We start from the raw sequence: 21559 nt of genomic DNA, 5'->3' as shown, positions 1-21559 counted from the left end.
CACCTTCCTGATCTCGGTGATCCTGCTGATCCCGATTGTTTTTAACTGGATGGTCACTTTCTGTATCCGCTCTAAAGAACGCGAACAGGTGGCTTTGCGAAATTTATTTGTTTGAAGAGATTAAGTCATTTACTTCGTGAGTCATTAAGTCATTTACTTTATAGTGATTATGCGTTATATTATCAAAAAATGACCTAATGGCTCAATGCCCCAATGACTTAATTACTAACTTTGACCTGTTTTTAAAACAGAGAGAATGAAGATCGCCATAAATGGATTTGGCCGCATAGGCCGCATTTTTTTAAGAAATATCTTAGCTAAACCCGGTATCGAGGTGGTAGCTATCAATGACCTCACCGATACGCAAACCCTTGCTCATTTATTTAAATATGATTCGGTTCACCGTGGATTTAAAGGTACGGTTGAGCATGATGCCAGCAACCTTTACATCAATGGCAGCCAGATAAAAGTATTAGCCGAGCGCGATCCGCAGGCATTGCCATGGGGGGCATTGGATATCGACCTGGTGATAGAATCAACCGGAAAATTCACTTCCAGGCAGGGCGCTGAACTGCATTTGGCGGCCGGTGCCAAACAGGTAATTATCTCGGCCCCGTCAACAGATAAAAATGTACCTACCGTGGTGCTGGCTGTCAACGATGGTCTGGTCGATCTGCGGTCACTCATATTATCCAATGCTTCCTGTACCACCAATAATGTGGCGGCTATGGTGAAGATACTGGATGAGAACTGGGGAATTATTGATGGCTACATCACCACCGTTCACTCTATGACCGGCGATCAAAGTTTGCATGATGCTCCGCATAAAGACCTGCGCCGCGCAAGGGCAGCTTCGGCCTCTATTATACCTACTACAACAGGCGCGGCCAAAGCTATTACGGCTATATTTCCACATCTGGAAGGGCGCTTGGGTGGTGCCGGTATCCGTGTTCCGGTGCTTAATGGCTCATTAACAGATTTTACCTGCAGCCTTAAAAAGCAACCCACTATTGAAGAAATTAACCGGGCATTTAAACAGGCTGCCGATGGCCCCATGAAAAATGTACTGGAGTATACCGAAGATCCCATCGTATCAACCGATATACTGGATAATCCGCACAGCTGTATTTTTGATGCGCAGCTCACCTCTATCGTAGGCGGACTGGTGAAAGTGGTTGGCTGGTACGATAACGAAATGGGCTACAGCAGCCGCCTGGCCGATCTGGTAGATGAAATAGCTGCGTTAGAGCTAAATGAATAGAACCCAAAGAATAGAATCAAGAGTTAAGAAAATAGCTAACCAGAAAGCGGGTCGATAATCAATGATTGTTTTTTTCTTGATTCTTGGCTCTTAATTCTTGACTCTCATAAAAAACTATGATCAAATTTATAACTGTAGAAGAGTTATTGCCTATCCGCAACGAAGTGCTGCGCGAAGGGAAACTCACCCTGGATGAATGTATTTTCCCGACAGACAGGATAGAGGGTGCGTTTCATTTAGGCTATTATCAAAATGATGAACTGGCCTGTGTGGCTTCGTTTCATCCCCAGAATTATGAAGGTTTTGAAGGCAAGGCCTACCAATTGCGGGGCATGGCTACTACCGAAAAATACAGGGGCAAAGGGCTGGGGAACCAACTGGTTAATTTTGCCCTGGTGTATCTGCGCGGCCAAAAAGCCGATTATGTTTGGTGCAACGCGCGTAAAAAGGCCGCCGCTTTTTATCACAATGCCGGTTTTGAGATCATTTCGCCGGAGTTTGAAGTGCCCGGAATTGGGCCGCATTATGTGATGTATGTTAAAATATCATGAAGTTTGGGGCATTTTCAAACACCTTTTTTACTTTTTCGTTAAGAATTAAGAATAAAATGCCCAATTTGCGCGCCTTACAGTAAATGACCCATATAATTAATATGAAAACAATAGATCAAATAAGTTTTGCAGGCAAAAGAGCCCTGATCAGGGTTGATTTTAACGTGCCTTTGGATAAGGATTATAACATTACTGATGATAACCGGATGACGGCCGCTTTGCCAACCATAAAAAAGATTTTAAAAGATGGTGGTAAAGTTATCCTGATGTCGCACCTGGGGCGCCCGAAAGATGGGCCGAATGAGAAGGACTCTTTGAAGCATGTTGTTTCGCATTTATCAGATCTGCTGGGTCAGCAGGTGCAGTTTGCTGATGATTGCATTGGTGCCGACGCTGTTGAAAAATCACAAAAATTAGGAAAAGGCGAGGTGCTTTTATTAGAGAACCTGCGTTTTTATAAAGAAGAAGAAAAAGGCGATGTGGCTTTTGCCGAAAAGCTTTCGAAACTGGGTGATGTGTACGTGAACGATGCTTTTGGTACGGCTCACCGCGCTCACGCTTCTACAGCGGTTATCGCGCAGTTTTTCCCGGATGCCAAATATTTTGGTTACCTGATGGCTGCCGAACTGAACAATGCCGAAAAAATATTAAACGGTGCTGCCAAACCTTTCACCGCTATCATGGGTGGTTCAAAAGTTTCTGATAAAATTGAGCTGATCGAAAAACTGCTGGATAAGGTAGATAACCTGATCATCGGTGGCGGTATGGCTTATACCTTTGCTAAAGCCGATGGTGGTAACATTGGTACTTCACTGGTTGAAGCCGATAAGCTCGACCTGGCTATCAGCCTGAAACAAAAAGCAAAAGACAAAGGCGTAAAATTGTACTTACCGGTAGATAACGTTATTGCTGATGCTTTTGCTAACGATGCCAAAACCGGCGTTGCTAAAACCGGCCAGATTCCTGACGGTTGGATGGGCCTGGATATTGGTCCGGAAACCGTTACTTTATTCAGCAAGGTGGTTGAAGAATCAAAAACCATTTTATGGAACGGCCCGATGGGTGTTTTTGAAATGGAATCGTTTTTAGTAGGAACCAAAGCTATTGCCGAAGCCGTAGTTAAAGCTACTGAAAATGGCGCTTTCTCCCTGATAGGTGGTGGCGATTCAGCAGCAGCTGTTGCCAAATTTAACCTGACCCAGGAAGTTAGCTACGTGTCAACCGGTGGCGGCGCTTTACTGGAATACATGGAAGGTAAAGAGTTACCAGGTGTAAAAGCGATCAACGAATAAGAGCATATCTCCTATAAATAAAAAAGCCTCCTGATCATATCAGGAGGCTTTTTTATTTAAGGCCTAAGTTATTATGCTAAAAAACGCGTCATTGCGAAGTATGAAACGGAATAAAAAAAACGCGTAATTGCGAGCGCAGCGTGGCAATCCCCGATTTGTAGAGCGGCTCTGTATAGTTAGGGATTGCCACACTGCGCTCGCAATGACGCAATGGGTTAAAAGAGGCTATTGAATTTCAACAAGAGCTCACTTCATCATTACCGTTTAACACTCAAGTGCGCAAAAACAGAATCGGTATAAGCCTGCCCCGCGCCATTCGCGGCATAAACCATAATACCGGCTTTAAGGTCGCCGGTAGGGGGCTGCCAGGCTGCGGCTGCTTCGGCATTGGCCAGGCTGTTATATTGAGATGATACACCGATCATGGTTTTGGCATTGCCTATGTACTTGGCGTATTGGTTAAATCTTGAAGTATTATCAGAGAAATATCCCATATCCTCCACAAAATTAAAGTAGGCTGCCATGCTTGCTTTTTTGCCTATGGCATCACCTTCCGGCGCGCCGCTGTATATGGCCGCGGTGTAAATGGTGCTGGTGTTGGATGATTTTGGTCCAAAGTATCCTCCCAGTGCCTTTAGCATGTTGTTATAATTTGTATTTACCGTTGCCCCGTGTTCAATATCCAAAGCAATACCATCCAGGTGCAAGGAGTCAATTACAATTTGTTTAACAAAAGTGGCAAATTGGGTATAGGTTAATTTAGTACCGGCGCTATTGGTAAAAGGTGTTGTTGTGCTCCATGAAGCCGCATCGTCAATATTCATCAGCACCTTTACACCCCTGGCCTGTAATGTTCGTACATCGGCCATAATAGCTTTGTATGATTTGTACTGGTTGCTCAGCATAATACCATTGTGGTTGGGATCGTAATGCGTAGAATCGACAATTTGCCATGGTGTACCTTCAAACAATACCATCACATTGGCACTTTGGGTGCACTGCAGCAGCGAAACGCTGCCATTATCAAAGGCATAATAAGCCACTTTGTAAGGAGGGCCGGCGGTAACAGATGTTGTAGTAACAGCACGCGCTGTAGCAGACTGTGCGTTTTCGCCTGTTGGGGATACCTGCTCCGACTTTTTACAACCGGCTAAAAATAGCAGGGATAAGCCTGCAATTACCATACTGGTATGGCAAACCTTGTTTGATTTTTTTAATGAATTCATTTTCATAGATTTTTGATAGGTGGATAAATAGTTGAAAGGTATAGTAGGAATCAAGACCCAAGAGTCAAGAATCAGGATTTAGGAAAATGTCCAGAGGTTTTCCTTTATGTCCTGATTCTTGTCTCCTGACTCTCTTAATGTTATTGGATCTTAATCGATGACACTACATCATTGGCACTTGGCGACAACGCGCCAAACCAACTGTTATTGGCAGTTAATGTCCATGATGTGCCGCCAAAATTGTCATTAGAATACATGATCACTGTCCAGCCCGAAGGTATCTGCACCGATGATGCCCAATCGTTCACAAAACCCTTGGCTTGTAATTGCGCCAGGGTATAATTGCCTTTAGCTATTTTTTGGGTAGCTGTACCGGCATAGTTGGAGTTTTGATAAAAAACCACCCCTGTTGTAGTACCGCCACCGCCGCTGGTTGGGTTCATGATCTTGATCAGGTCCTTAGTTACCTTGTAATCCGGAACACGAAGAGTGTTATCGTGCAGAGAGGTAAGCGGTGCATCGCGGTCAATGGCATAACCAAATACGCCGCCTTTTTTGCCTGAGGTTGGCTCCCAGCGGGCATAATCATAAGCGCGGCCTGTTCCGTTTTCCGGGTAAGTAACATCATCCCAGTAATTGCTTGGATAGCCGTTTTCTTCGTAGAATGAAAATCCGGGTACAAATTTATCCGAGGTGATATAAGAAGAAAAAGTGTTCCAGGTACTTTGCAAAGTAGAAGACCCACGACCATAAGCCTGCAGCCATACATAATCGATCATGGTATACACATTCCGGAAAAGGCTGTTGGTGCCGGTTTGATTGGTATCAAAGGTCAATAGTTTCCCGGTGCCTGATTTTGGACCCAGGTAAGCGGAAAGCGCAGTGTAAACGCCAGTCATATCGGTTAGGGTTGTACCCGACGGATTGCTTTCCACATCAATATCATAGCCATCCAAACCGTATTTGTTAACCACGCTATCCATGATCATTTTGGCGGTTGTCTGGTACCCCGCGGTGTTATGCGGTACGCCCGAAGGAATGTTGAGGTTACCGGTGATGATCACTTTAGTGCCTTTGGCATGTAAGGCGCTTACCCATGCCGGTACGCTGGAGGCAATAGGCGAGGTTTTGTCGAAACAAAAAAGAATGAGTATATCCAGGCTATCCGGCACCAACGAAAAGTTGGAGCCATTTACGCCGGCCCCATAACAAGGGCCCTGTACACGGTAGAAACCAGCGGTAATTTCGTGCTTGGTTTTCTTGTAGGCAACCAAAGCGCTGTCTGAAGCTGCAGATAGCGTTGTCAAGCTGTTTTTAGATGAACCTTCGGTTTGCAGTTTAGAAGCAGCGCTGCCATGGTCCTTCTTACAGGCTTGGGTTGCAAGCAACGCAGAGAGGCTGATCAACAAAAGACCGGCTTTGAAAGAAAAGAGGTTTTTTTTCATAATGAGGGATTTTAAAGGGTTTATGTTTAATAAAATTGATTCATAAATATTAACAGGAAGGTTGTATAGCAACTTTTTCCAAGAGAATAATTAGCCAAAAAAGGGTGAGACTCCTTCTTTGGCCATTATTTATTTCGTAGATCGTTACTCCCAAAGAGGAGTTCAGATCATTGAATTTTAGCCGAAAGAAGGGTGAGACTCCTTCTTTTGGCTAATTATTTATTTCACAGATCGTTACTCCCAAAGAGGAGTTCAGATCATTGAATTTTAACACAAAGAAGGGTGAGACTCCTTCTTTGTGTTAATTATTTATTTTGTAGATCCTAATTCTTAAAAAAGAGTTCAGATCATTGAATTTTAACCGAGGTCACTTTATCATTGGCATTTGGCGATAAGGTGGTAAAATCGGGTGTGTTGGCTGTACGTGTCCATGAGGTGCCGCCAAAGTTATCGTTGGTATACATGATCACCGTCCATCCTGAGGGTACTTTTACCGATGATGCCCAGTTATCTACAAAGCCTTTGGCCTGTAATTGCGCCAGGGTATAAGTACCTTTCTGGATCAGACTGGTAGCTGTACCGCCGTAATTGGTGTTCTGATAAAAAGTTACACCCGTAGTTGGCGTAGTACCACCGCTGCCATTCATCAATTGGATAGCGTTCCTGGAAACAATAAATGGAGGAGTATGGTTGTAATCGCGGCTCATACGATATGCTCCAACGCCGGCAACCTTGTTGGCTTTGGCCCAATTGGTGGCATAATTGTATAGATCTGACGTTGCCTGAGCATCGCCGCCTGATTGGTCTTCACTGCCATCGGCATGTTTAAAGCTATCGCCGTTAACCAGCAAAATAGTTTTATCCGCTCCATAAGTAGAGGCTATTGAGGATAGCGGGAAGGAACTGCTGCTCCAGAAATGGCTTCCGGTAGTATAGGATTGGAATAATATATAGTCATAATTGCTTTTGGTGCCGGTTAAACTGTTGTTATCCAGGGATCCATCGGTGTCATAAAAGAACACCGGTTTTTTACCCATACTTTTGGTAACTGCCGAAGTAGAATTTGGTCCGAACCATTTGGCAACGGAGGTTAATAAATTCGGGTAACTGCTGCTGGTTACATTTTTGTTGTCGATAGTACCAGATTCTATATCCAGGTCTATGCCGTCTAAAGAGTCGGCTACAATGTGCTGGTTATACATGGCCTGCGACCAATGGTCATAAGTACTGGTTGCAGTGGCAACGGTTTTGGTTGAAGTTGGCGTAGCCGGATCTTTGGAAGATCCATCAAAATAGGCGTCGCCCAAAAAGTGGCATACCACAATCCGGGTTCCTTTGGCCTGTGCAGCGCGCCAGTGCGACCGTGTGGCATCATTCCCGGCAAAAAACTCCAGGAAATCGGTACTGTCGGGCGCATTGGCCGGATTGAAACTGGCAGCCGCGTCGGCGCCATCACCCACCAAAAAGCCTACAAATATTTTATGCACGCTGTTTTTATAAGCGATCAGGTCGGCATTGGAAGTTACCGCCTGGGTTTTTAAATTATTTGTGGATGCGCCAAGTGTTTGTAGTTTTTCGGCGGAGTTTCCATTATCCTTTTTGCAGGATGAAGTAACAGCAAGAGCGAACAGACAAAGCATAGGCAATCCAAGCCTTGTTAAAAAAGCGTTTTTTTTCATAATTGTTTTTTTGGTTAAGAGAGCGTTGATAGAATCAAGAACCAAGAACGAGGAATCAAGAGCTTTGGCAAATTCCCGGAAGGTTTTGTTCCAGTCTTGATTCCTGACTCTTAACTCCTGATTCTCATTTTTTAATTATTGAATTTTAACAGATGATACCACATCGTTCGCGTTGGGCGACAGGGTGGTGAAATTGGTTGTGTTGGAAGTTAACGTCCAGGAGGTACCGGTAAAGTTATCATCACCGTACATGGTCACCGTCCATCCCGAAGGTATTTTTACCGACGATGCCCAATCGTTCACAAAGCCCAGCGCCTGTAACTGCGATAGGGTGTAATTCCCCTTGGCAATGGTGCTGGTAGCCGTGCCTGCATAATTGATATCCTGGTAAAAAGTAACACCAGTAGTTGGCGTGGTGCTGCTGCCATATACCGTTGCTTTGCCATACAGCGCGTTGGAAACACTGCTCAGGTAAGTATGCACATCGGTGTTGGGCAAATTATAATAAAGGTAAATGCCATAGCCATCATTTACAGTTTGTGTAGCCAATGAGGCTGCGGTTGACGAACTGGTGCTCTGGATATCAATAGCAGCGGGACCCAGGTTGCTTTTAGCTAATCCCGGTACGTTGGGAGCGCCATAGCTGCCATAATAGGCTTGCCAGCTATAGTCGATCTTTGAACCTACGGTTACCCCATTATAGCTTAAGTTGGATGCCGCCGGACCGATAAAATAGAAAGAGATCAGTTTGGTAGGCAGCAACTGGCGTAGGGCTGTTACCAGGTAAACAAACGAGCTGGAGTTGGGTTGCCCGGTGTTGTTGGTGCCGTAGTCGGCATATTCGTCATCAAAGTCGATACCGTCCAACCCGTAGGTGTTTACCGCGTTGGCCAGTAACTGGGCAAAATCCTGCGCGGCCTGCTGGCTCGGGAAGTTGGAGATCCCCGCGCCCTGGTGATTACCCAGGATGGATAGCATCACCTTGATACCCTTGGCCTGTAATGGCTGGATTTTGGTGGCCGCGTTGTTCAATACGGCGGTTACCTGCGGATTAAAAAACAGCTCGGCTTTTTGGGTACTGGTATTGTAATTGATATTGGCGGCGAATATGATGCCGATATCAAAAAGCTGCTCCCCGGTTGATAGCTTGTAATTGCCCACATTCAGGATGTCGTTATTGTTCACCTCTACATAACAAACGCCTTTGGGGCCACTAACACCAATAGCGTTGGTGCCCAGTTTTGAGGGGGCATTGTTTGTTTTTGCAGCGGGCGACAGATCTTTTTTACAAGCTGCCGTAAACAGTAGCACGAAGCCCAATGAGGCCACAGCTATCCTGTTAAAGGATAAATTGATAGATGTTTTCATGTCGGTTACTATTGTTTTTTTAGGGTAGATGTTAAGGTAGTTTCACGGTAGCCTTACCATACAGCGCGTTTGACACACTGCTCAGGTAAGTATGCACATCTGTATTGGGCAGGTTATAATACAGGTATATACCATAGCTATTATTAACGGTTTGCGTAGCCAGCGAAGCCGCGGTCGACGAGCTGGTGCTTTGGATATCAATAGCAGCAGGGCCCAAATTACTTTTAGCTAATCCCGGAACATTGGGTACCGAATAAGAACCATAAATAGCATTCCAGCTATAATCAACTTTTGAACCTACGGTTACGCCATTAAAGCTTAAACGCGATGCTGCCGGGCCATAAAAGTAAAAAGAGATGATCTTGTTGGGCATCAGCTGTCGTAAGGCGGTTACCAGGTACACAAATGAGCTGGAGTTAGGTTGCCCGGTACCGTTGGTGCCGTAATCGGCATATTCATCGTCAAAGTCAATACCGTCTAGCCCGTAGGTGTTTACCGCGTTGGCCAGCAATTGGGCAAATGCCTGGGCGGCTGCCTGGTTGGGGAAATTACTAATACCCGCGCCCTGGTGATTACCCAAAATAGATAGCAATACCTTAATGCCTTTAGCCTGTAAGGGCTGTATCTTGGTGGCTTTATTATTTAATACAGTAGTTACCTGCGGGTTAAAAAATAGCTCGGCTTTCTGGGTGCTGGTGTTATAATTGATATTGGCTGCGAAAATAATACCGATATCAAAAAGCGGCTGCCCGGTTGATAAGGTATACTTGCCCACATTCAAAATATCATTGCTGTTCACCTCTACGTAGCAAACGCCTTTAGGACCGCTAACGCCAATAGCGTTGGTGCTTAATTTTGATGCGTCATTATCGGTTTTCGGGGTGGGCGACAGATCTTTTTTACAGGCCGCTGTAAATAGCAGCGAAAGGCCTAATAAAGCAACAGATGCTTTGGTAATTGAATTAGATGTTTTTCTCATGGTCGGTTGTTAAATTGGTTTTATAAATTTTTAATAGGTTGTAAGTTCAAAAGCGGTGTTTTATCCATAGGCATCTGCTATTTTTATAGGTAACGGCAAAAATTAATGGGAATAAGTTAATAGGGGATGAGTCGGTGTTAAACGATTTAGCAATATGATACGCGTAGTTAAATATCTCATAAATATGATATCATTTTTGTTTTTCAATATTGTAGCAGGCATATAGGTAGGTTTTATATGCGTGATGATTTAATTGGTTTACAGTGATATAGACAAGCAATAATCAGGAATTGCCTACAAGGTTTTAAAATTTTTATTGTACAAGTTAATATTTTTATTTCGATATGTTTTTCTATAATATATCTGATCATGATATACCGGCATAAATGAACAAGAAAAACTACATTTGCTATGGCTTTAGGGGTATTCTGTACAGAATTGAGACAAACCCTTTGAACCTGATCCGGCTGATACCGGCGTAGGGAAAAGTCGGGAACTATTTCTGCCCGTTTGCTCAGTCCCGAGCCCTGTAAGCCCTGTTTTTATGAAAAGCATAAATCATGAATAAAAAAACACATAGTTATCCATCCGTATTAACCATAGCCGGGTTTGATGGCGTTGGCGGCGCGGGTATCCAGGGCGATATCAAAACTATTTCGGCATTGGGTTGCTACGCTACTTCGGTGCTTACCGCGCTGCCGGTACAAAATACCCGTGGGGTGCAATCTGTTTATCCTATTCCTGCTGATGTAGTAGAGGCGCAGTTGCGTGCCGTATTGGATGATGTTTTCCCGGATGCTATCAAAATAGGGATGGTACATACTACGGCTATTGTACACTCCATTGTAAATACGTTGCAGCGATATCCAAAAGTGCCGGTAGTGTTTGACCCGGTGATGGTATCCACCAGCGGGCACCGGCTCCTGGAGGATAGCACCATAGCCGTCATCGTTAAAAAACTGTTTCCGCTGGCTGCCGTTATAACCCCGAATCTGGATGAGGCCGCTGTTTTGACCGGGGTATCCATACACACTGTAGATGATATGCAGGCAGCCGGTAAAAAGATCATCGAGCTCGGAGCCCGGTCGGTATTGCTCAAGGGAGGTCATCTAAATGCTATAAAATTAACCTCCTTATATTTTACCGGCGATGGCCAGATACAAGAATTCAGTTTTGAAAAAATAGATACGCCAAACACCCGTGGAACCGGGTGCACCCTGTCATCGGCTATAGTCAGCTATATCGCCCGGGGAAGTTCACTGTCGGATGCGGTAGCATTGGCGCAAGAGTATGTTCACCAGGCTATACTGAATGGGAAAGATGCGCGCGTGGGCAGAGGCAACGGTCCGCTGAATCATTTTTTTGATCCGCAGAAACTCATTATCAATTCCTAAGAATAGTAAAAAAAATAGATTTGTCATGCTGAACGCAGTGAAGCATCTATTGTTGAACTTTTCAATTGTAGAATAGATCCTTCGTTCCTCAGGATGACAAAAATGAAATAAATCCCCTCTATGCGCGCAGCGGAGAGAGGGGGTGACGAGCGCAGCGATGTCGGGGTGAGTCGATACCCCGCGTTCGATCCTTATCGCAAATCCACCCCGTTAAACCTCAAATACCCGATGGATTTTACGTTCCCTACATCGCGTAAAATCCCGATCGCGTAAATGCCCCTGCCCGAAAAAATGGAGGTCAAAAACTCCATGCAATTGGTAAGGCATGCCACACATGCCTTATGGCTAAACGCCAGCAGTTTTAGAGGACATACTTATAATGGAATAAAGTAAGTTTTGTTATTCTACATTAATACCCTCTCAAGCCCTTAGCTAAATGCTAAGGGCTTGTTAATTTTTGTCCACTCCGGGTCTCTCGCAGAGGGCCCTGAGTTATTAGCTGTTCTCTATTCCCCTATAGAAAACCTCAGAATCCCTTTCAGGAGACCCCGAGGGAACACAAGAGGCTGCTATCCCAAAAAGGTGTCATGCTGAGCTCCGTCGAAGCATGGTGGGCAGGCCTCTGCGCTCTACCCTTCGACGGAGCTCAGAGTGACAGCCCCTTTTGTTCCCTCAGGATCCTTTTCAGAAGATCCCTGGGGGACATCGTCGCCTTGATTTCTGCAAACTGCCCATTCACTCCTCACCACCCCCCCCCCACTCAAAACTCATCACCAGTTGCCCATTTTATTTTATTGAGGTACATTTAGGGCTTGATTGACTAATTAAATGAAAAAAACTTTATTTACCTGTTTATGGCTGGCCATAACAGTTATCAGCGTTTACGCGCAAACCCCACCGCCCGATGCCGAATACATCAAGGCTAATTACCAGAAATACGAATACCAGATACCCATGCGCGATGGTAAAAAGCTGTTTACCTCGGTATACGTACCTAAAGATAAATCCAAAAAATACCCATTTATGATGGATCGCACGCCCTACAGCGTTGCACCCTACGGAACCGATCTGTATAAAGGCAGCCTGGGCCCATCACCGGCATTTGTGCATGATGGATTTATTTTTGTTTACCAGGATGTACGCGGCCGCTGGATGAGTGAAGGCGTTTATGAGGAAATGACACCCGAAAAAGAGGTGCACAAAACCAAAAACGATGTTGACGAAGGCACCGACACGTATGATACCATCAACTGGCTGCTTAAAAACATCCCCAATAATAATGGCAAAGTGGGCGTGTGGGGCATATCATATCCCGGTTTTTATACCACCACGGCACTGCTAAGCCGTCACCCCGCATTGGTTGCCGCATCGCCGCAGGCACCTATTGCCGATTTGTATCGCGATGACGCTTTTCATAACGGCGCCTTTATGCTGGTGGCCAATTTTGGTTTCTACTCCTTTTTTACCAACCGACAGGATGATAAACCCACGCAGCGCCGTGCACCGGGATTTGATTTCGGTACCGAAGATGGCTATGATTTTTTCCTGAAAATGGGTTCCGTAAAAAATACCAACGATAAATATTATAAGGATACCATCCGCCTGTGGAACGAGATGCTGGATCATCCCAACTATGATCAGCACTGGAAAGACCGCAACGTGCTGACCCACCTGCACGATATTAAAACCGCTGTACTGGTTACCGGTGGCTGGTACGATGCCGAGGATCTGTACGGAGCTATCAACACCTATAAAACATTGGTTAAGGAAAACCCTAAAACACCGGTTTACTTTGCTATGGGCCCCTGGGTGCATGGCGGCTGGGCCCGCGGCGATGGCGATCATTTAGGCGATGTTGACTTTGGCGGGCCAACCGGCCCATTCTACCGCGAAAAGATAGAATTTGCCTTTTTTAGCCATTACCTCAAAGGTACCGATCTGAACCTGGCACCGGTATCCGTATTTGAAACCGGCACCAATCAATGGAAAAACTACAATACCTGGCCGGCAAAAGAAGCTACGGAAAAGAGCCTATACCTGTTGCCTGGCGGTAAACTGTCTTTCGATGCCTCAGCAGTTACAAAAGGCAGCTTTGACGAGTTTGTATCAGACCCTAACAAACCGGTACCTTTTACCAACGATATTACCAATGATATGAAGCGGGAATACATGACCGGCGATCAGCGTTTTGCCGCCCGCAGGCCCGATGTATTAACCTATCAAACCGATGTGCTGGACAAAGATATGACCATTGCGGGCAACATCTGGGCTAATTTAAAAGTATCAACCACCGGCACCGATGCCGATTGGGTGGTGAAGGTGATTGATGTTTACCCCGATTCGGCCAAAAATAATAAATGGACAGGCAAGGAGGTTTACCTGTCGGGCTATCAGCAAATGGTACGCAGCGAGGCCATGCGCGGCAAATACCGCAATGGTTTTGATAAACCGGAGCCATTTGTACCAGGACAGGTTAGCCCGGTGAATTTTGAACTGCAGGATGTGCTGCATACCTTTAAAAAAGGTCACCGTTTAATGGTGCAGGTGCAAAGCACCTGGTTCCCGCTCACTGATAGAAACACCCAGCAATTCCAGGATATCATGAAAGCGAAAGATACCGACTTTAAAAAAGCAACCCACCGGGTGTATACCGGCGGCGGAAACAGCTTGTTGAAAGTAAGGGTGATAGAATAGACTAGCAAATATCGAACACCGGATGTTGAAAAATGAATATAGAATGGTTTTGTTACTCAGTATCTGATGTAAGGATGAATTAAAAAATGGAGTAATAGCACAATTCCCTGATTCTTTTGATGGGTGTTATGCTGATCTCCGTCGGAGCATGGTGAACTGGCCTCTACACGCTACCCTTCGACTGTGGGGTGACAGCCCGCTTTTTTTCGACAAAGCCTTTTATTTCTTCAGCGTATCTTTAGCTGGTTTTAGTATTTTTACATGGGTTTACATAAAATCTGGTAAATCGCAGTTTTATTTTTATAATATATTGAAAATGAATTTTTTATAAAAATTTCAACCACGAAAAGTGTAAACCATGTAAACCCACTTTTTAGCCTGTGGTCGATATTTAGTATTTGCGAACAACTATTAAATTTTATATAAATCTGTTTTATTGCATATGGAGCCATTACAACCAACGGTTATCGATACAAAAGTGATCTCGGCAGAACATCCGGAAGATTATTTCAATACCATTCTGAGCAGCGTGAACGATCATATCGTGCGGATAGGGATCATGACGGAGCCTTATTTCTGGCACCTGCACCCCAACTCCGACGAAACCTTTCTGGTACTTGAAGGTACCCTGCTCATCGACCTGGAAACCGGCACCATCGAGTTACAGCCCGGGCAATTGTTAACTATCCCCAAAAATATGCGTCACCGTACCCGTCCCGGCGGAGAGCGGTCGGTAAATCTAACCATCGAACATAAGCAAACAGAAACGGTAATGGGTTAGACTTTTGCATAACCCACAAATATTTTGTATATTGTATAAACAGCCCGGCTTTCCCCGAAAAGGAGAAAGCCGGGCTGTTTGGTTAAGGGAAAAATACCTCAAAAAAATGAGCTGTTTGTATTTAGGTATTTGAAGATCAATGAATTAATACTTTTTAAACCTTCAAAAACCACACTGAAATTTGTTAAAAAGTGTTAAAATGGGGTTTTTTAAATGAATTTTTGGTGGTTTTTAACCCATTTCTACCCTGCTTTTGGTTAAAAAAGTGTTAAAATAAAACTTTAAAAAGTTTTAGGGGCCGACGGAGCGATCAGAGGTTAATGTAAAAATAACGGTTGTGGTGTAATGCAGAATTTGCACTAATCTATAGTTTTGAAGTTGAAACCTGGAGATCCAAACTTTATCGGTGAAATACGCATGAAAAATCTATTGTTTATTTTGTTGCTGTTGGTAATAACCGGCGCTTATGGGCAACAAACCAAGGTCGAAAATAATGTGCTGTATAAATCGGTATCCTTACCAAAGGATGATGCCCGGTTCCTGGCTTTAAAGCGTATTGCTCAAAAATATTTACCCCAGTTTATAGATAGCCTGCAAAAGCATGGAAGGGATACGGAGGGCTACCGGTTTGTAGTAAAATCCGACTTTGTAGAGGGCAGTAACCATGAGCATATGTGGTCGGAAGTGATTGGCTACAGCAATGGCATTTTCAGGGCAATATTTATCGATTCACCTTTTACCCTTAAAAATATTAAGCTTGGCGATAAGATCAGTATCAACCAAGCCGATGTGGAAGACTGGGCCGTTCATGACCTGAGAACCAAGAAGATAACCGGAGAGTTTTCTGAGAAATATTTGAATACCAAACAGTAGCGACTGTAGCATTTATAACTTTCCCGTCGTAAAGGATATAAAAACCTTATAATGATTAAGAAAGTATCTTTCCTGCTATTGATAATTGCTGGCTTTACAGCCTGCAAAGGGAACAAACAAAAAAACGGCTGCGGTGTACAAACCTGCACCCTGGAGTATGCCTACCTGGGAATTGTTATAACCGATAAGCAAAATACGCATCCTGCTATCACCGGTTTTTCGGCTATTAATGTGCGCACCAACAAACCATTGACACCGGTAAAATACCCGCCTAATGTTGATTTTGTGGCAGGCTTTACACTATTGGCTACAGACGATAACATCAAAGATTTTTCAACCGATGGGGATGATATAAAAATAACAGCTACTAACGCGGCTACCCATCAAACCTTGAGTACAATTATCACCATCGCCGGAGGTTGCAATTGTCACGTTAAAAAAGTATCAGGCCCGGATAAAATGGTGTTCGACTGATCAGCTACCCGATAAAGTTACCGGTGAAACATTTGCATAAGCCTGGTATAATACGTAAGAGCCATTAGCATCTGTAAGCGCTTTAAGCGTTTGCTTTTTATTGCCCTGTACCGCGTTGATGTTTTTCCAGTCTGCTGGAACATAGGTTTTAAGCGTAAGCGGGATGGTGTAAAAAACTTTGCTGAGCGGGTGGGTGATATTTACGGTTATCTTATCACCTTTAAAACTGCTTTGTACTTTGGCACTTTGTCTTTCGCGCATGTACTTGGTTACATCGCCAAAAGTGGCTACCCAGAGTTTATCCTGATGGTTTTTGATATAGGTGAAATATTCATCCAACTCCTGGTGGGGCAAGGGTTCCCAGCCTATACCGTCAACACCGTGATGGGTAAGTACCAGCCAGGTATCTTTCCTGTTCATGGTGGTATCTACCCAGGCTTTCATCATCGGTAATGGCGTTTTGGTAGTAGCGCCGCGCTGGTATTGTACATACTCTTTATCCGTATTGCCGGGAGTATCCTTGTTACCGCGGCTTATTTCTTTGAGCCAGGGTTCGGGCATGCGATTGCGCAGGGCAGGGTAAACTTTGGACAAATAAGCAACGGCGCGCTCATTCTCGGTACCAAACGGTCCTTCGGCGCTAAAGGTATAAGCAAGGCCCAAATGGTTTAAAACATCCAGCCGGCTTTTTTCGGCTTCGTACATTAAATTGGTTTCATCAAGGGCGGCCAGGCGGGGATGGGTTACCATATGACTGGCAAATTCATGGCCCTGCGCCGCGTAAGCTTTTATCGGTGCCCAGGTAGTGCCATGAGCGTCTTTATATTCGTCGTTATGCTGTATGCCGGGTTTAAATTCACCGTTACGAACTTTAGCATAGCATTCATCAATAGCTTTATAGGCGGCTTCGGTTTTACCTGCATCTACCAATGAGCCTGCTTTATAATGATAATCCAGCGGACCGATCAGTCCAAGATACCCCCCTGCCGAAGCCCGCTCAAAGAAATTATCTTTATTGGTTGGTATAGTAGCCGTTTCCTTAATGATATCCTTTATCGGCCGTCCAATGAATTTGCCATGATATTGCGAACCTGGTATTTGTCCGGTAATAATGAAAAAGGTAGCAGGTAGCTGTAGTTTGTTAAGTATAGGTAATGCCACTTTGAATTGGTTAATGGAGCCATCATCCCAGGTAATAGATACCGCTCCGTTACGTCCGTATTGCCATTTGGTTATCTGAGTTTTACCCGGTTGAGCCTTTACTATAGGGCTTAAAAGCAGGGTGATAACAATTAGCAGAAGCAGTTTTTTCATGATAAAAAGGTTTATGTAGCTAATATAACACACTTGTGCAACGATGTACTGCAATAATGCTATTGTAACGAAATAGTTAATGATGAGGCGATCAAATTATTATTAATTTAAACTAATTCTAAATAATGTTTGCAAATCAGGATTGCGTTGTTATTTTTGCGCTTAATTAGACTCAATCTAAATTAAATGGCAAAACACTTACACAATTCACTGCAAAAAATTTCTTTTCTTCTCTTTGTTCTATTCATAACTATTTTAACAGCAAAAGCCGATGATGAAGGCGCTAACGGAAAAATATCCGGATTTGTTAAAACAAGCGACGGTATACCGGCAGCATTTGTTAATGTATCTATAAAGGGTTTAAATAAAAGCACGATGACTATTGGCGATGGGTCTTTCATCTTTACCAATATAAAACCTGGGACTTATTTATTAACAACATCGTATATCGGTACTAAAAGCGAGGAGAAAACGGTCGAGGTACTGGCTAAACAAACTACTACTGTTAGTTTTATTCTGAGTGAAAGTTCGGCACAACTTAATGAGGTGGTTGTGTCTTCTACAAAAACCATCAACAGTAAAAAGCTAAGTGTAGGTAAAATGAATGTATCGCCCATAGACCTGCCTCAAAGTGTTACCATTATAGGTCGCGATGTGCTTGACCAGCAACAATCATTACGATTAAGTGATGTAACTAAAAATATCAACGGCGTTTATTTGTATAGTGCCCGCGGTAATACTCAGGAAACATTTGGAGCGCGCGGATACAATTTTTCAAGCACCAACATGTTTAAAAATGGTTTCCGTATAAACTCAGGCGTAATGCCAGAGATCAGTTCGCTTGAGCAGGTGGAGGTTTTAAAAGGCAGTGCTGCATTGCTTTATGGCAACGTTGCGCCAGGCGGTATACTGAACCTGGTTACCAAAAAACCCAAATTTGAACAAGGCGGCCAGGTATCCATGACTTATGGCAGTTATGATCTGTATAAGCCGGTATTTGATGTTTATGGCCCTATATCATCTAAATTGGCATACCGCGTAAACGGAACCTATGAGAATGCAAAGAGCTTTCGTGATAATGTAAAATCAGAACGTGAATACGTCAACCCATCATTCTTGTATAAGATCAGTGATAAAACCCAAATTATTGTTGAAGGTGATTATCTGAACTATGATTTTACACCTGATTTTGGAACCGGACAAATCAATAATGTAATTGCCAAAGTGCCCCGTAACCGTTACCTGGGTGCATCATGGTCAACAGGTAATACCAAGCAAACAACAGCCACGGCCACTATTAATCATCAGATCAATAGTTTATGGCAGTTAAGTGGAGGGTTTTCCTATCAGCATTTTGATCGTCAGTATCAAACAACAGAACGCGTGCTTCCCGACTCTAACGGCGATTGGGGCCGTACGCTGAACAGGGCCAAAATATTAGAAGATTACTACACCGGTCAGTTTAACATAACCGGCCAGTTCAATACCGGTGCTATCAAACATAATATTTTAGTTGGTGCTGATGCCGATTGGTACAAAAACACCAGTTATACCTATGTAGCTACCGTAAATAAAGTATCAAGCTACCTTGATCAAAACGGTGCACTGCAAAACGCGGTTTATGATAAGATCAACATTTTCGATGTTAACAAATACCCTTTGCGCACTGATAAGCCTACCATGAATCCTTTTTATAATGTTTTAACACCAACAAATCGTTTTGGCGCTTATTTTAATGATTTGATTAGCTTATCGGAAAAAGTAAAGGTGTTGGCTGGCTTGCGATGGTCATACCAATATATATCACCTACAACGGTTAATACTTATTATAATACAGCACCCGCATTGGTACAACCCGCAGCCGGTAAGCAAGATAAAGCCTTTTCACCAAGAGTGGGTATCGTTTATAAGCCATTGGTTACTACAGCTTTGTTTGCCAGCTATTCAAACTCTTTTGTTACCAATACAGGTACAGATGTTAACAATAAGCCATTGAGTCCATCGCTGATTGATCAATATGAGTTTGGTGTTAAAAATGATTTTCTGAATGGTAACCTGTCAGTCAATGTAACGGCATATCGCATCCTGAATAATAACCTGGCTCAAACAGCACCCTTCCTGGCCGATGGGGTAACCACCAATACCAATACCAACATCAAAACATTAACCGGGCAAACCAAAAGCGATGGCGTTGAACTGGACATTGCCGGTCATCCTGTAAAAGGCCTTGATATATTAGCTGGTTATAGCTATACAAATGCTAAGTATACCAAAACACCAACAACAATAGGTAGTAATATTGCAGGTCAGCCGTTATTGAATGTGCCTAAGCATACAGCAAATACCAGTGTGTTTTACACTTTTTATAATGGCGATCTGAAAGGGTTTAAAGTTGGTGCATCTGTTTATTACCTGGGTAATCGTGTTGCTGGGAATGCCAATACCGTTGGCCAAACACAAACTCTATCAAGGTTGGTTAACGTTTCTGGATTTACAACAGTTGATGCATCGGTGGGATATAGTTATAAAAGATTATCCATTATTGGTAAAATATCAAATATAGGGAATGTGCTTAATTATAATGTACACGAAAATTACAGCATAAACCCAATACCACCAAGACAGTTTTTAACCACATTGGCTTATAAGTTTTAAGATTTTTAATCAACACTATAAAATATAAGAACCGGTTACGCTTTTGCGTACCGGTTTTTACAGATACAGCGGCAATGAAGGTTTTTTTTCGCACCATACATCTTTACCTGAGCCTTGCGGCTGGGATTATTATTTTTTGCTCGTGTTTTACAGGTACCATGTTGGTTTTTGAAAAGGAAATACAACACACCATTAATCCGCATCGTTATTTTGTAAAACCGCAGGGGGGAAGAATGGCTTTGGCTAACCTAATTCCCGGTGCCTTAAAACAAGTGCCCAAGGCAAAGCTCTCGTCGGTTATTGTGTATAACGATCCAGAGCGAGCTATAGAAATAGCGATAATAGTTCCGGAAAAGAAAAATAAAAAAGGTGCCGGGGCGGCTATACCAGAAGCCGACAAGGGGAAAAAGGCCGCTGGACATGACCTTAAAAAGCCTAAAACAGATGAGCGATCTAATCTCACGCTTTTTGTAAACCCCTATACAGGGCAGGTGCTTGATCAATTTAACCGTCGTCAAACATTTCTGTATAAGGTAGAGATGTTTCACCGGTATTTGCTGGGCGCTAAAAACAGTGTTGGGGACTGGGTGATATCTTTATCGACATTCTTCTTTCTGTTTATATTAATTACCGGGGTGATATTGTGGTGGCCCAAAACAAAAAAGATCATGAAACAGCGCCTCAAAATAAAGTGGGGAGGCAGTACTAAAAGATTAGTGCATGATTTGCATATTGTGACCGGATTTTACACCTCGGTGTTCCTTATAGTTGTGGTGCTAACCGGTTTAACTATGACCTTTAAGTGGGCAAATGCCACCCTGTTTGCCTTAACTGGTTCAAAAGTAGTAGGTAAGGAATTGCCAAAGCCGCCATTATCAATATATAAGCCCGATGCGGTTGCTTTATCTCCCGAAACGGCTTTAAGCGGCATGGGAGAAATCCTCACAAACGCCAGCTATTATAGTGTTCGCCTGCCGCGTGATTCTTCAGCTACCTATACTGTTAGCGTGTGGTCAAAAGAACTGATTGAAACAAATGCGGATATATATTATATCGATCAGTATAGTGGTCGCGTAGCTGGTTCGGTCACGTTTGCTTCTAAAAGCTTAGGGCAACGAGTAAGGGCGTATATGAAACCGGTACACACCGGGGCGGTATATGGTTTGCCTACTCAAATAATCAGCTTTGTTGTTTGCCTGGTATCATTGATCTTTCCGGTAACCGGGGTAATGATGTGGTTAAATCGTACCAGGAAAAAGAAGCCCCGAGCAAAGGCGCTGGTCGCCGCTTAAATTATTCGAAGAATTAATAGTTCTTTCATTAATAATGCCCTTTGGATAAATAAGGGCATTTTTTTTGAGTATAAGCATATCCCTTTTCCTTTACAGGTGGAGCTATTTATGTCACCTTTCTAATACGGCGTTTAGCTTTTATGATAGGCCTGTCTCCATTTTAATGATTATAAAATATTATTAGAAATAAATAGTGAGATATCTTTTTTATTATATTTTTTTTAATGAACTTTCACATTGTATTTCAGATTGATTATTCAATGAGATAAAGAACGGATTAT

The 21559-nt window shown here is 43.5% G+C and carries 16 protein-coding genes and 1 riboswitch; of the genes, 10 read left to right on the top strand and 6 right to left on the bottom strand.

What is annotated here, in order from left to right; translation table 11 throughout:
* The first annotated feature begins 256 nt into the window (after positions 1-256).
* The 3 genes from gap (at position 257) to pgk (ending at position 3104) form a co-directional block, all read left to right on the top strand.
* Positions 257-1261 (top strand): type I glyceraldehyde-3-phosphate dehydrogenase, encoded by a 1005-nt coding sequence (gene gap, locus FHW89_RS18510; RefSeq protein WP_172336524.1) that lies wholly within the window; start codon positions 257-259, stop codon positions 1259-1261.
* A 116-nt stretch (positions 1262-1377) separates the two neighbouring features.
* A complete protein-coding gene (locus tag FHW89_RS18505; protein ID WP_172336523.1) occupies positions 1378-1812 on the top strand; it encodes a GNAT family N-acetyltransferase in 435 nt (144 codons plus the stop codon).
* A 101-nt stretch (positions 1813-1913) separates the two neighbouring features.
* Positions 1914-3104 (top strand): phosphoglycerate kinase, encoded by a 1191-nt coding sequence (pgk, locus tag FHW89_RS18500; protein WP_172336522.1) that lies wholly within the window; start codon positions 1914-1916, stop codon positions 3102-3104.
* Positions 3105-3361: 257 nt separating this feature from the next.
* Here the strand turns inward: pgk and FHW89_RS18495 are convergent, their stop codons facing one another.
* The 5 genes from FHW89_RS18495 to FHW89_RS18475 all read right to left on the bottom strand — a co-directional run bounded on the left by FHW89_RS18495 (position 3362) and on the right by FHW89_RS18475 (position 9801).
* Complete coding sequence (locus FHW89_RS18495) at positions 3362-4330, bottom strand: hypothetical protein (protein WP_172336521.1); 969 nt, start codon at positions 4328-4330, stop codon at positions 3362-3364.
* A 140-nt stretch (positions 4331-4470) separates the two neighbouring features.
* Entirely contained in the window at positions 4471-5775 is a 1305-nt protein-coding gene (locus FHW89_RS18490; protein WP_172336520.1) for an endo-beta-N-acetylglucosaminidase, read from the bottom strand.
* Positions 5776-6122: 347 nt separating this feature from the next.
* Positions 6123-7454, bottom strand: a complete 1332-nt coding sequence (locus FHW89_RS18485) for a glycoside hydrolase family 18 (RefSeq protein WP_172336519.1) — start codon at positions 7452-7454, stop codon at positions 6123-6125.
* A 135-nt stretch (positions 7455-7589) separates the two neighbouring features.
* Complete coding sequence (locus FHW89_RS18480; RefSeq protein WP_172336518.1) at positions 7590-8822, bottom strand: endo-beta-N-acetylglucosaminidase H; 1233 nt, start codon at positions 8820-8822, stop codon at positions 7590-7592.
* 31 nt (positions 8823-8853) lie between these two features.
* Positions 8854-9801, bottom strand: coding sequence for an endo-beta-N-acetylglucosaminidase H (locus FHW89_RS18475; protein WP_172336517.1), 948 nt, complete (start codon positions 9799-9801; stop codon positions 8854-8856).
* A 409-nt stretch (positions 9802-10210) separates the two neighbouring features.
* A riboswitch (TPP riboswitch) is annotated at positions 10211-10303 on the top strand.
* Positions 10304-10361: 58 nt separating this feature from the next.
* On the opposite strand from FHW89_RS18475, the gene thiD reads away from it, so the two are divergent.
* The 5 genes from thiD to FHW89_RS18450 all read left to right on the top strand — a co-directional run bounded on the left by thiD (position 10362) and on the right by FHW89_RS18450 (position 16017).
* Positions 10362-11195 (top strand): bifunctional hydroxymethylpyrimidine kinase/phosphomethylpyrimidine kinase, encoded by an 834-nt coding sequence (gene thiD / locus FHW89_RS18470; protein ID WP_172336516.1) that lies wholly within the window; start codon positions 10362-10364, stop codon positions 11193-11195.
* Positions 11196-12023: 828 nt separating this feature from the next.
* Positions 12024-13889, top strand: a complete 1866-nt coding sequence (locus FHW89_RS18465; protein ID WP_172336515.1) for a CocE/NonD family hydrolase — start codon at positions 12024-12026, stop codon at positions 13887-13889.
* Positions 13890-14331: 442 nt separating this feature from the next.
* On the top strand, positions 14332-14670 hold the full coding sequence (locus tag FHW89_RS18460; RefSeq protein ID WP_172336514.1) for a cupin domain-containing protein: 339 nt from the start codon (positions 14332-14334) through the stop codon (positions 14668-14670).
* Between the two features lie 417 nt (positions 14671-15087).
* On the top strand, positions 15088-15543 hold the full coding sequence (locus FHW89_RS18455) for a DUF2314 domain-containing protein (RefSeq protein WP_172336513.1): 456 nt from the start codon (positions 15088-15090) through the stop codon (positions 15541-15543).
* Between the two features lie 51 nt (positions 15544-15594).
* Entirely contained in the window at positions 15595-16017 is a 423-nt protein-coding gene (locus tag FHW89_RS18450; RefSeq protein ID WP_172336512.1) for a hypothetical protein, read from the top strand.
* Here FHW89_RS18450 and FHW89_RS18445 read toward each other — a convergent pair whose 3' ends face one another.
* Complete coding sequence (locus FHW89_RS18445; RefSeq protein WP_172336511.1) at positions 16018-17331, bottom strand: polysaccharide deacetylase family protein; 1314 nt, start codon at positions 17329-17331, stop codon at positions 16018-16020.
* Between the two features lie 186 nt (positions 17332-17517).
* Here FHW89_RS18445 and FHW89_RS18440 point away from each other — a divergent pair, with 186 nt between their 5' ends.
* The gene (locus FHW89_RS18440; RefSeq protein ID WP_172336510.1) at positions 17518-19986 is read left to right on the top strand and encodes a TonB-dependent receptor; all 2469 of its coding nucleotides are present in this window, start codon (positions 17518-17520) and stop codon (positions 19984-19986) included.
* Between the two features lie 74 nt (positions 19987-20060).
* Positions 20061-21278, top strand: a complete 1218-nt coding sequence (locus FHW89_RS18435; RefSeq protein WP_172336509.1) for a PepSY domain-containing protein — start codon at positions 20061-20063, stop codon at positions 21276-21278.
* Positions 21279-21559: the final 281 nt, after the last annotated feature.

The sequence above is a fragment of the Mucilaginibacter sp. SG564 genome (genome assembly GCF_013149275.1).
GTDB lineage: Bacteria > Bacteroidota > Bacteroidia > Sphingobacteriales > Sphingobacteriaceae > Mucilaginibacter.
Note: the sequence above shows the minus strand (reverse complement) of the source record. Positions and strands in the feature narration are given on the sequence as shown.

What these genes read in the sequence shown, in the direction of transcription:
- gap (WP_172336524.1), top strand. Translation starts at nt 257, where the DNA reads ATGAAGATCGCCATAAATGGATTTGGCCGCATAGGCCGCATTTTTTTA.
- FHW89_RS18505 (WP_172336523.1), top strand. Translation starts at nt 1,378, where the DNA reads ATGATCAAATTTATAACTGTAGAAGAGTTATTGCCTATCCGCAACGAA.
- pgk (WP_172336522.1), top strand. Translation starts at nt 1,914, where the DNA reads ATGAAAACAATAGATCAAATAAGTTTTGCAGGCAAAAGAGCCCTGATC.
- FHW89_RS18495 (WP_172336521.1), bottom strand. Translation starts at nt 4,330, where the DNA reads ATGAATTCATTAAAAAAATCAAACAAGGTTTGCCATACCAGTATGGTA.
- FHW89_RS18490 (WP_172336520.1), bottom strand. Translation starts at nt 5,775, where the DNA reads ATGAAAAAAAACCTCTTTTCTTTCAAAGCCGGTCTTTTGTTGATCAGC.
- FHW89_RS18485 (WP_172336519.1), bottom strand. Translation starts at nt 7,454, where the DNA reads ATGAAAAAAAACGCTTTTTTAACAAGGCTTGGATTGCCTATGCTTTGT.
- FHW89_RS18480 (WP_172336518.1), bottom strand. Translation starts at nt 8,822, where the DNA reads ATGAAAACATCTATCAATTTATCCTTTAACAGGATAGCTGTGGCCTCA.
- FHW89_RS18475 (WP_172336517.1), bottom strand. Translation starts at nt 9,801, where the DNA reads ATGAGAAAAACATCTAATTCAATTACCAAAGCATCTGTTGCTTTATTA.
- thiD (WP_172336516.1), top strand. Translation starts at nt 10,362, where the DNA reads ATGAATAAAAAAACACATAGTTATCCATCCGTATTAACCATAGCCGGG.
- FHW89_RS18465 (WP_172336515.1), top strand. Translation starts at nt 12,024, where the DNA reads ATGAAAAAAACTTTATTTACCTGTTTATGGCTGGCCATAACAGTTATC.
- FHW89_RS18460 (WP_172336514.1), top strand. Translation starts at nt 14,332, where the DNA reads ATGGAGCCATTACAACCAACGGTTATCGATACAAAAGTGATCTCGGCA.
- FHW89_RS18455 (WP_172336513.1), top strand. Translation starts at nt 15,088, where the DNA reads ATGAAAAATCTATTGTTTATTTTGTTGCTGTTGGTAATAACCGGCGCT.
- FHW89_RS18450 (WP_172336512.1), top strand. Translation starts at nt 15,595, where the DNA reads ATGATTAAGAAAGTATCTTTCCTGCTATTGATAATTGCTGGCTTTACA.
- FHW89_RS18445 (WP_172336511.1), bottom strand. Translation starts at nt 17,331, where the DNA reads ATGAAAAAACTGCTTCTGCTAATTGTTATCACCCTGCTTTTAAGCCCT.
- FHW89_RS18440 (WP_172336510.1), top strand. Translation starts at nt 17,518, where the DNA reads ATGGCAAAACACTTACACAATTCACTGCAAAAAATTTCTTTTCTTCTC.
- FHW89_RS18435 (WP_172336509.1), top strand. Translation starts at nt 20,061, where the DNA reads ATGAAGGTTTTTTTTCGCACCATACATCTTTACCTGAGCCTTGCGGCT.